Here is a 10,726-nt window from a genome sequence, read left to right as displayed (position 1 = left end):
TTTTTTACCTTCCCAGAATTTCCAAGCAGATATTACATCAGAAAGAGGTACATTTAAATTTTTTGCAATAGAATTATTATCAAACTTAGGATTAAAACTGGAATCACAGGCACTTTTATATCCAAGAAGATAAACTTTTACGTATAAGCCGTCCGCCATTGGCATAAATATATCTATAAAGATATTCGCAATAGAAGTTTCACCTAAGTCAATTTCATTAACTTCCTTATAAAACATTTAATCACCTCATTTTAAATTATATCATAATATCAAAAATTTAATTACATGCTACAATAGCCAAAGAAAATTATATCACAAAAACTTGGTACAAATTTATCTTGTAGAAAAAAATTCAAATTATTCATATTAAATAGGAGGGGGATAATTTGGTAATAAACTTCAACAAAAAAGTAAGAAAAATTCTATCGATTGTAGTGGCGTTGACCATATTGATAGGAGGGGGTATATATACCCAAAGAAGCAAAAAAGGTGTACAAACATTTAGTCCTAGTCAAGAAAAAGGCATAAATAGATACAGCATGGATGTAGTATTTGATGATGAAAGTAAACGATTAATGTGCAACCAAAATGTAGAGTATATAAACAATACTGAAAACACATTAGATAAAGTTTATTTCCACATATATCCGAATGCATTCTCCAAAAAAGAATATGCTCCTTTTGAAAAAGAAGAAATGAAACAAGCATATCCTAATGGGTTTAATGAAGGATATATAGATTTAAAAAATGTTTTAAATAATGACAAGAAATTAGAATATAAAATTGAAGGCGACAAGAATGATTTACTAGAGATAAAATTGGCCAAGCAACTAAAACCAGGGGAAAAAATATCTATAGACATGAAATATAATGTAAAAATTCCAAATTCAGAAGGCAGATTTGGATATGGAAAAAATACAGTAAACGTAACCAATTGGTTCCCTATAGCATGTGTAAATGATGATAGAGGATGGAATTTAAAAAGCTATGAAACAGTAGGGGATCCATTTTATAGTGATACAGGAGATTTTTATGTGAAAATATTAATACCTACAAAGTATAAGATGGGTTGCACAGGAAACGTAGTTAATGAGAAAAGAGATAGAGAAAAAGTTCTTTATGAGGTAGAGGCTAAAAAGGTTAGAGACTTCGCTTTTGTATTGAGTACTAAATTTGATATAAACAGAGATTCATACAAAGGAATATCTATAAATACATATAACTTAAATGACAAAATGTCAGAGGATGCAACAGGTATAGCAAAAGACTCAATTAGAATATTTAGTGATTTATTTGGAAAATATCCATATGATACATATTCAGTAGTAGCTAGTGATTTCTTTATAGGTGGAATGGAATATCCAATGCTAGTTATGATAGATCAAAGCCTATATACACAAAAAGATAAATTTTTATTAGAATATGTAATAGCTCATGAAACAGCACATCAATGGTGGTATTCAGTTATAGGCAATGATGAAATAAGTGAGCCGTGGCTAGATGAGGCTCTAACTGAATATTCTACAGTTTTATATTTTGAAGAGAAGTATGGCAAAGACATATATGAAAAACTAATAAAAACAATGGAAATACAAACTAAGCACCATTTAAGTGAAAATATATTTAAGCCTACAACAAAATATAAAAACTCAATTGATTATAGCTTGAATGTGTATACTAAAGGGGCATTAGCTTTTGATGCAGTTAGAAAAGAAGTTGGAGATGATGTATTTTTCTCTACACTAAAAGAATATTTTAATAAATATCAATATCAAAATGTAAATGCAGCTAAGTTTGTAGAGTTATGGAATAGTAAGGGGATAGACATAGATAAAATAATAAGGGAATACAAGTAAATTTTAACTAGAGCATTAAATTTTTATTTAATGCTCTTATTTTTTGGTATAATATAATTTATGACTATGATAAAAACGAGGTGACCGAATGCTAAAATACTGTTCAATAGGAAGCGGAAGTAGTGGGAACTGTCATTATGTTGGATATAAAGATACATCGATATTAGTAGACGCAGGTCTTAGTGGTAAAAGAATAACAACAGGACTTAATGATATAGAAGCAGATATAGATAAAATAAAAGGGATATTTATAACACATGAGCATTCAGACCATATAAAAGGTGCTGGAATAATATCTAGGAAATTTAATATACCTATATTTGCAAATGTCAAAACTTGGTGTTCAATGAAAGATAAATTAGGTGATATTAAAGACCATAATATGAAAGTTTTTGAAAATGATAAGACTTATTCTTTAGGAGATATAATAGTAAGACCATTTTCAATACCTCATGATGCGGCTGATGCAGTTGGATATAATTTTTATGCAGATAATGAAAAAATGTCTATAGCAACAGATATAGGTACAATAACAGAAAATTTAAAAAGACACTTGTATAAGTCAAAATTAGTTATACTAGAGTCAAATTATGACCCAAATATGCTTTTAATGGGATCTTACCCATATAGTTTAAAGAAAAGGGTAATGTCAGAGGAAGGACATTTATCAAATGAAGATGCAGCTAATTTCTGCGTTGAGCTTATAAAAGAAGGAACGGAAAGAATATTATTAGCTCATTTAAGTAAAGAAAATAATTTTCCAGAGTTAGCATATGAAACATCAAAGGGAATACTAACTCAAAATGACATAATAGTTGGACAAGATGTTAAGCTAGATGTTTTATCTAGAGACGAAGTATCACATGTCTATAATATAAAATAGATAGATTTAACTGAACGGATTAAGGAGAAATAATATGAATATTACAGTAATAAGTGTAGGTAAATTAAAAGAAAAATATTTGAAATTAGGAATAGAAGAGTTTTCAAAGAGATTATCTAAGTATTGCAAATTAGATTTAATAGAATTAGATGATGAAAAATGTCCGGAAAATTTAAGCCCTAAGGATATGTTAATTGTTAAGGATAAAGAAGGTAAAAAAATTCTTGGGAAGATAAAAAATAATAGTTATGTGATAGCTCTTGCTATTGATGGTAAAAATCTATCTTCTGAAGAGTTAGCAGATACTATAAGCAAGTTAGCTGTTAGAGGTAACAGTCATATAACTTTCATAATCGGTGGGTCTTTAGGTCTTTCTGATGAAGTTTTAAGCAGGGCTGATTATAAGTTATCTTTCTCTAAAATGACTTTCCCTCATCAGTTAATGAGATTGATTCTTTTGGAACAAGTTTATAGAGCGTTTAGAATAAATAATAATGAACCGTATCACAAGTAAAGGAGCGCAATAGCCTTATCCATTGATATATATTGGTTAAGGCTATTTTTATATGTAAAAATACGGTATCATAAGCAAGGTTATATTTATAAATTATGTTATAATGAATCAGTAATAAATTTAAAGTTAGAAGATGAATTTATAAGGGGTAATTAATCTAGTTAATTTAATGAGAAGATTGAATATTTTTTAGAAATATATTAGATAAATATGATGTGAAAAGGAGTTGGCACTTAAATTGGAATATGTTTGGGTAGAAAAAGATAAAAATATTAAAGATATACTAAATGAAGAGATGAAAGTACATGTAAAGTGGAGTAAAAAAACTGATGAAGACTATTTAGATCTATCTAGGCAGTACATGAACACAAGCTATATTACATTAAAAGATATTATAGAAGGCCAATATAATGATAATATCAAATATGACATGTGGTTTTTACCTGGAATTTATATGATGAGACAGGCTATAGAATTATTGCTTAAGGCAGGATTAGCTGTTAAGGGAGCTACTAAGAGTGAGCTACAGGGAATATTTATTGTTAATAAACATAATGTAAAGGAGTTGTACAATACATTTAAAGATAGATATTGTATTGAAGAGCTAAACAAAGCAGAACAAATGTGGTTAGAAAAGTATTTAGATAGTATAGAGTTAGTAGATTCCAGTTCAGATCTTTTCAGGTATCCATTTAAAGATGAGTTCATGCATCAATATGGAGATAAAGCTTTAGATGTTTGGAAGATGAGTAATAAACTTATATATTGTTATAGCACTTTAAATAAAATGATATTTGGTGAATGGTTTAATGAAGTAGAGCTAGACATTGAAGAAGAGCCACAATTTATACACTTAGCAATGACAGGTATAAATAATTGCTATTTATGGGATTCACCATGGAGTGATGGATTCCATAGGCAGGTAACAGGATATAGTGAGGTTGCAACGTTTTTATTCGAAAGATTTAAAGAATCAAAAGATGGAGGATTATTTTACCCGATAGTTTTCCTAATGAGAAATGCTATTGAGATAGGATTGAAAAGGCTTCTTCACATAAAGATGGAACAAAGTGTTGATGAGAATACAATCAGAAGAAAGAGGAATTCTCACTTGTTATATAAGGACTTATGGAATTCAATCAAACCAATGTTAGTTTATTATTCAGAAGAAGACAATCAGGATAAAGAAACACTAGACTTAGTTGAGACATACATAAAGGCTTTAAATAGTCTAGATAAGAACGGTGATATGTTTAGGTATCCGTGTTCATTTAGCAATGAATATAAGTTTAATGATGAGGAAATAGATGTAGAGAACTTCTATAGTTATCTGTTAGGGCTTTTCCATTTTATTGATAGTTGTGATTCATGGTTAGATAATATCAAGGACTATGAAATGGAAATGAGAAGTTACGTGGAGTGGGAATACTAAACAATGTTTAGTTTTGGATAATTGAAAAATGATATAGTTATATAATAAATTAATTACCTATTTTAATTATCAAGCATGCAATTGATGATGCTTAATTAGTAGCGTAAGTTTACTTATCTAATGGGTTATGAGTATCTTGAAGTAACAGAATACATAAATCTATAATAAACTTAACTTAAGACTTATAGGGAGAAACGTACCATACATGTTTTAAAAAGGTTGATAAATACAAGGATAAAATTTAACAAATTAGCTCTAATCTAAAGTAACCGTGAACTATCTGAAAGAGTTAAAAAACCAAATAAAGAAATAGATACATTAAAACTTAGATTAGATTAACTAAAATAAGATGTAATGTTAGAAGAAGAACCAATATCTTTTGAGTTAGTAAGTCAAGTAATGAAGAAGTTTGGACAAGTATTCAAGGAGAGTAGTACAAGACAACAAAGAAAGCAGTTGTTGAACTTACTTGTGTCTAAGGTAACAATAGATAAATCAAGAGCTATAGATACTATAGAGTTACAGATAAATGAAGATGTAATAAGATACTTAGTGAAGGAAGGGTCGTCTGAAGAAGACGAAGACCCTTCCTTTTCTTATATTTCTATGCTTAATTGTACTTGTTTAAAATTTGTAATATAATTATAGGTGAAATTTAGAGTGGGTAATATACTAGTAGGAGGAATAATGGGAAATATTTTAAAATATAGCAAGATCGAGTTATTATTTAATATGCCTTTGTATGAAAAATTAACTGTAAATATTACAGAAATAGAAAAGGTTTCGAGAGAAGAAGAAGTAACAGACGATATTTTTGATTATGTACAAGATATATATGAGGAAAAATATCCAGTTGAATTCAATGCGCTTATAGAGTTTTTATTATACGAAGATCGTATTTATGGTTATTGTAGCAGATGTAAGAGAGAAAATTCTATGCAGATATTAAAGTTAGATTTAGATGGAAAATTAAAGAATAAAACTTTGTATGGTCAGTTAGCAGATGATTTTGATAACTATGATGAGGAATATGCTATATATGAATTAAAAAATAGGATAAATATTTTGATTAAAGATCATGAGTACTTTACTAAAACTGTATATTGTTCACATGATAAAAATCATAAATTTATATTTATTTATAATTTATACTTAGAAGGTGAGAATTTAATTTTACAAAAGGTAGGACAAAATCCATCAAGTGTTGACTTACATAATAGAGAGTTAGATAAGCGATATTCTAAATATAAAAATTATAAGGTTATTAAGAGTGATTTAAATAAAGCTTTAATTTGTTATCATAATAATTTTTCTATAGGTGGTTTTTTATATTTAAGGAGAGTTTTAGAAAGTATTGTTGAGGATAAGTATATAGATATAAAAGAAAACCTAGATAAAACTAAACAAGAAGAGTTTGAGTCACATAATGTAAAATTTAAAGAGAAGATAGAAATACTAAAAGAGTATCTTCCTAACTACTTAACTGAAAATAAATATATTTACTCAGTTTTAAGCAAAGGGGTACATAGTTTAACAGAAGAAGATTGTAATAAATATTTTAATATAGTTGAGAATAGTATATATATCATTATTGAGGAATTATTGGAATTACAAGAAAAAGAAAATAGAAAAAAAAGAACAGAAAAATTTTTAAATGAAATTAATTCGGAAATAAATAATAATTAGAAAAATACGCTCCGTTGTAGGTGTAACGGAGAACCATATCATAAGTAACGGATAACAGCTTAAATTAAAAATGAACTGCTTATTTAAGTTGTTAAATTTAGTGCGCTGGAATAATAGAAATCTGAGGTTTGATACAAGGATTGAGATGAAAGTCATTAGAAGATGGAGAAGCGAATTACGTTTATCACTTATGAGTTGAGAGAACTAAAGTAGATATTGAATGATATAGATTTATAGGAAAAAGTACCGTTTCGGTACTTCTTTTTTATTTAAGAGATTAAATTATTATGTTTAACTATGGTAAAATTTATATAGAGAATATATTAATACATACACAATGATTTAATACAGTTAATGGTTGTGAGTTGAATAGATATGTTTGAATACTATGTAAAGGAGGATGTAGTTTTGAGTAAAATAAATGCAATTCAACAAGCTATTCTACAATTAGATGGAGGCAAATATCAAAAACTAATGGACGCATATCTTTACAAAAAATTTAAGTATACTAATATTGAACCATTGGGTTCACATACTGGAACTGATAAAGTTACAAAAGGAATTCCAGATTCCTATGTAAAGTTAGAGAATGGTAGATATGTTTTAATTATGTATGGTGCAGTTGAGAGTACATCATATGAAAAAATAGAAAAAGATATAAGGTCATGCTTAGATAAGAAAAAACTTGATATAGATATAAAAGAAATAGAAGAAATTATATGCTGTTATACATCAACAAATATTCATATAGAACAAAAGAAAAAGCTAGAAAATATACTTGAAGGGGTAAAAATAAATTTAGTAGGAATAGGTACAGTTTCTCACGATTTACTAAGCAAATATCCAACTATTGCATCTGAGTTCTTAAATATATCGATAGATACAGAACAAATATTTGATATTGATGAATTTATAAGCAGGTATGACAAAACTAAGGTTAATGCATCAATAAATATGGAACTATTGCATAGAGAACCTGAATTAGAAGATTTAAGCAATAAACTTAAAAATAATAAAGTCCTACTTATTTTTGGTAAATCAGGGATAGGCAAAACTAGACTAGCTCTAGAGTTAGCAAGGTTATATGAAAATAAATACAATGCAACTGCACTGTGTATTAAAAATAATGGTCAAATGTTATATAACGACTTAAAATACTATTTATCAGATTCAGGAGAATATCTACTATTTGTAGATGATGCCAACCAAATTACTCAATTAGAACATATATTAAATTATGCTATAACACCACCTGAAGGTATAAATGTCAAAATTATAATGACAGTAAGAGATTATGCAAGAGATAGAGTAAAGAGTATTATACATAATAAACTAACTTCAGAAGAGGTAGAAATAGATATTTTAAAAGATGAAGCTATAAGAGATATTTTAATTAAAAATTTACATATAAGAAATGATAAATATTTAGACAGAATAGTAGATATATCAAAGGGGAATGCAAGAATTGCAGTCTTAGCAGGAAAGATTTCGAAAAAAAATGGATTAGCGGCAATAAATAACTCTGTAGATATATTTAAGTATTATTATGGGGAGATTATTGAAAAACAATTTCATGATAGAAATAAGATTATAGTTGCATTTATAGTGACTTTATTAGGTCCATTTGAATATAAAAAAAATAGACTAGCTGTAGAAATATTAAAAGATATTGGAATTTATGAAGAAGAATTTTATAAAATATGTTGCGAACTCAATGAAAATGAAATTATTGATTTATACATGGATAAAGCTGTAAAAATAAGTGATCAAAGTATGGGAGATTACTTATTATATTATGTTTTAATTGAAAAGAAGTTTATTAACTTAGATTATATTATAAAGAAGTTATTTAGAACGTATAAATGTAAATTAACATATGTACTAAAGACTATTATGAAACTATTTTATAGTGAAGACAATTTTAAATATATAAAAGAACAAGTGAATAGCGCATGGAGCAGCATTGAAGGAAATATAGAAAAATTTGAATATTTAAAAGCGTTTTATCAATTTAATGAAGAAAAGTCATTGGCATACATAAAAAAGAAAATAGATTTAATGGATGAAGAAAACATATTATTAGATTACTCTAAATTAAAAGAAAGAGAAAATAACAAATTAATTAGTTCAGAAACACTCGGAATTTTAAGAAACTTCAAGTATTCTAATAACTATGAATTAGCACTTGAATTAATAATATATTATTTTAAAAAGCAACCTTCTGAAGCTAGAGATTTTTATATTGTATTATCAGATAGTTTAGGATATGATAAATATTCTTATGACTGGCAGTATGAAAAAGAAATTTTAAATATTGAGTGCTTGTGGAAAAAATCTAATGGGGGATTAGATAAAAATATTACATTATTGCTTCTAAGTATAATAGATAAATATCTTGAATTTGAGACTAGTTGTACTGAAATGTCTACAAATAAATCATTTACTTTTATTACATTTAATTTATGTAAATGTGAAGGTTTAGAAAAATTAAGAAAATTAATGTGGTATGTTTTGGGAAAATTATACAATAAACAAATATATAGGAAAATTATAAATGAAATATTAGTAAATTATAATCCTTACTGTAAAGATGATAAACAAGTTAAATTAATATATGAAATAGATATAAAATATATAATAAAATATATATTTAGAGAAGTAACAGAATTAGAATTTATTCAATGTAAAATATTGAATCAACTTAAAAATATAAATATAAGATTAGGAGTAGAGGTAGATGAAGTATTAAACAGATATAAAAACAATAAAGAATTTTTAATATATAACACTATGGTTGATGATGATTTTAATGTAGATTGGGAAAATAAAGAACAGAGAAAAAAAGAAAGTTTGTATAATATGGTGAAATTTTACACAGAAGATGACTTTATTAAACTATTTAATTTGTGTAATAAAGTATTAAATGAAATGGCAACTAGAGAGTATTGGGAGTTTGAGGAGAGTATAAGCTTTATATTTAATGGAATTAGGGAAAACAAACAACAATATATTTCTGCGGTAAAATCATACTTAAAATGTAATGCACCTTTTAATAGTTCATACGTTAATCAAGTACACAATCTTATTGAAATTGTAGGCTTCGAAGAAACGGAGGAAATTATTTTTAATTATGAGTATAAATTAAAAAATATTTGGATATATGAATATCTAAGTTCTATTCCAACAGAAAGAATATCTATAAAATATGTAAATTTATTAAGAAGTGTTTTTGAAGATGGAATAAAAGAAGAATATCCTCAAGTACCAGATGTTCAATCAATTAAACTATACAAAAACGTTGATGAAAATATAATATATGATTTATCTTTAAAATTATTAACATCAAATATACAACATAAATCATATGCTATAAAAAGTTTTTTAGGTCATAGATTTGAAGATGAAAATATAAATATTATTTTAAAATTATTTTCAAATGATATAACTATATTAGAAAACCTATATGTAGATACCATTGAAAAACATATAGACTATGATGGTAAGTTATTTATTAGTTTAGTTAAAAACAATATGAAGTTTATAGATAGATTTATTATAAAACTAATAGGTATAAATGATAGGAATTATCATAAACAAAAATTTGAACTTTTATGGGAAGAAGAAAATTATAATGAACTAATACAAACATCACTAGATACGATACTTAGCAATGAAGTATATGTAGGGGAATATAAATCTCATATAAAAGAAATATTTAGCAATAATACAAATACTTCAAACACAATTAAATTGAGAAAGATTGAATGGATAAAAAATTATATAACACAATTTTCAAGCGATAAAGAAAATCTTAGTTTGATTTTCGACGTAGTTTCATCGACATTTAAAGAAAGTAGAATAGAATTAATATCATATTTTCTGAATATAAATAAAGATGTAGAAATATTCAAGAAATTACTATTTTTCCATGGAGTAAAGTCTTGGTCAGGAAGTGAGGTTCCGCTTATAGAGGATGAAATTACTTTTTTAGAACAATTAATGAAAAGTATAAATAGTATAGATTATATAGAGCATAAGGCTTATTTAAAAGACTGTATAGCTCATAAAGAAAGATATAAGCAAGACGTATTAGTTAGAGAATATTTAGAAGACCAAGATTTATCATAGATATAAGAAATAGAATTGTGATTAGTTATAGTATTAAAAATTAAAACACGCTCCGTTGGAGGTGTAACGGAGAACCGTATCACAAGTAAGTAAGATTTAAAAGCCTTAGGCATTAACATATATAGCCTAAGGCTATTTTTATAATTAAAACTAGTGTATCATAAGTGATAATGTATTTATATAATATAGGTATTATATTCCTTATAAGTTAGCGGTTACAATTAGCT

Annotated in this window: 7 protein-coding genes and 1 pseudogene; 7 read left to right on the top strand and 1 reads right to left on the bottom strand. The window is 26.4% G+C overall.

Going from position 1 to position 10,726, the window contains the following annotated elements; translation table 11 throughout:
* Positions 1–237 (bottom strand): annotated as a pseudogene (locus BLP75_RS15720) (DnaD domain protein); the annotation flags it as partial.
* A 149-nt stretch (positions 238–386) separates the two neighbouring features.
* Between BLP75_RS15720 and BLP75_RS15715 the strand changes: the two are divergent.
* The 7 genes from BLP75_RS15715 (at position 387) to BLP75_RS15685 (ending at position 10,499) form a co-directional block, all read left to right on the top strand.
* Positions 387–1,856 carry a M1 family metallopeptidase gene (locus tag BLP75_RS15715; protein ID WP_170139204.1) on the top strand — a complete coding sequence of 490 codons (1,470 nt, stop codon included), beginning with the start codon at positions 387–389 and terminating at the stop codon, positions 1,854–1,856.
* 88 nt (positions 1,857–1,944) lie between these two features.
* Entirely contained in the window at positions 1,945–2,739 is a 795-nt protein-coding gene (locus tag BLP75_RS15710) for an MBL fold metallo-hydrolase (RefSeq protein WP_092727489.1), read from the top strand.
* Between the two features lie 34 nt (positions 2,740–2,773).
* A complete protein-coding gene (gene rlmH / locus BLP75_RS15705) occupies positions 2,774–3,253 on the top strand; it encodes a 23S rRNA (pseudouridine(1915)-N(3))-methyltransferase RlmH (RefSeq protein WP_092727488.1) in 480 nt (159 codons plus the stop codon).
* Between the two features lie 238 nt (positions 3,254–3,491).
* Positions 3,492–4,685, top strand: coding sequence for a hypothetical protein (locus BLP75_RS15700; protein WP_092727487.1), 1,194 nt, complete (start codon positions 3,492–3,494; stop codon positions 4,683–4,685).
* Positions 4,686–5,039: 354 nt separating this feature from the next.
* Positions 5,040–5,327: a hypothetical protein gene (locus BLP75_RS15695; RefSeq protein WP_092727486.1), complete on the top strand. Its 288-nt coding sequence runs from the start codon at positions 5,040–5,042 to the stop codon at positions 5,325–5,327.
* 45 nt (positions 5,328–5,372) lie between these two features.
* Positions 5,373–6,371 carry a hypothetical protein gene (locus BLP75_RS15690; RefSeq protein ID WP_139149853.1) on the top strand — a complete coding sequence of 333 codons (999 nt, stop codon included), beginning with the start codon at positions 5,373–5,375 and terminating at the stop codon, positions 6,369–6,371.
* A gap of 408 nt (positions 6,372–6,779) precedes the next feature.
* Positions 6,780–10,499 carry an nSTAND3 domain-containing NTPase gene (locus BLP75_RS15685; RefSeq protein ID WP_092727484.1) on the top strand — a complete coding sequence of 1,240 codons (3,720 nt, stop codon included), beginning with the start codon at positions 6,780–6,782 and terminating at the stop codon, positions 10,497–10,499.
* The last annotated feature ends 227 nt before the right edge of the window (positions 10,500–10,726 follow it).

It is taken from the genome of Romboutsia lituseburensis DSM 797 (assembly GCF_900103615.1).
In the GTDB taxonomy this organism is placed as follows: domain Bacteria; phylum Bacillota; class Clostridia; order Peptostreptococcales; family Peptostreptococcaceae; genus Romboutsia_F; species Romboutsia_F lituseburensis.
The sequence above is the reverse complement of the archived record's forward strand: the minus strand, read 5'-3'. Positions and strand labels throughout refer to the sequence as shown.

Coding starts and splice junctions, on each gene's coding strand:
- BLP75_RS15710 (WP_092727489.1), top strand. CDS start 1,945: ATGCTAAAATACTGTTCAATAGGAAGCGGAAGTAGTGGGAACTGTCAT.
- rlmH (WP_092727488.1), top strand. CDS start 2,774: ATGAATATTACAGTAATAAGTGTAGGTAAATTAAAAGAAAAATATTTG.
- BLP75_RS15695 (WP_092727486.1), top strand. CDS start 5,040: ATGTTAGAAGAAGAACCAATATCTTTTGAGTTAGTAAGTCAAGTAATG.
- BLP75_RS15690 (WP_139149853.1), top strand. CDS start 5,373: ATGGGAAATATTTTAAAATATAGCAAGATCGAGTTATTATTTAATATG.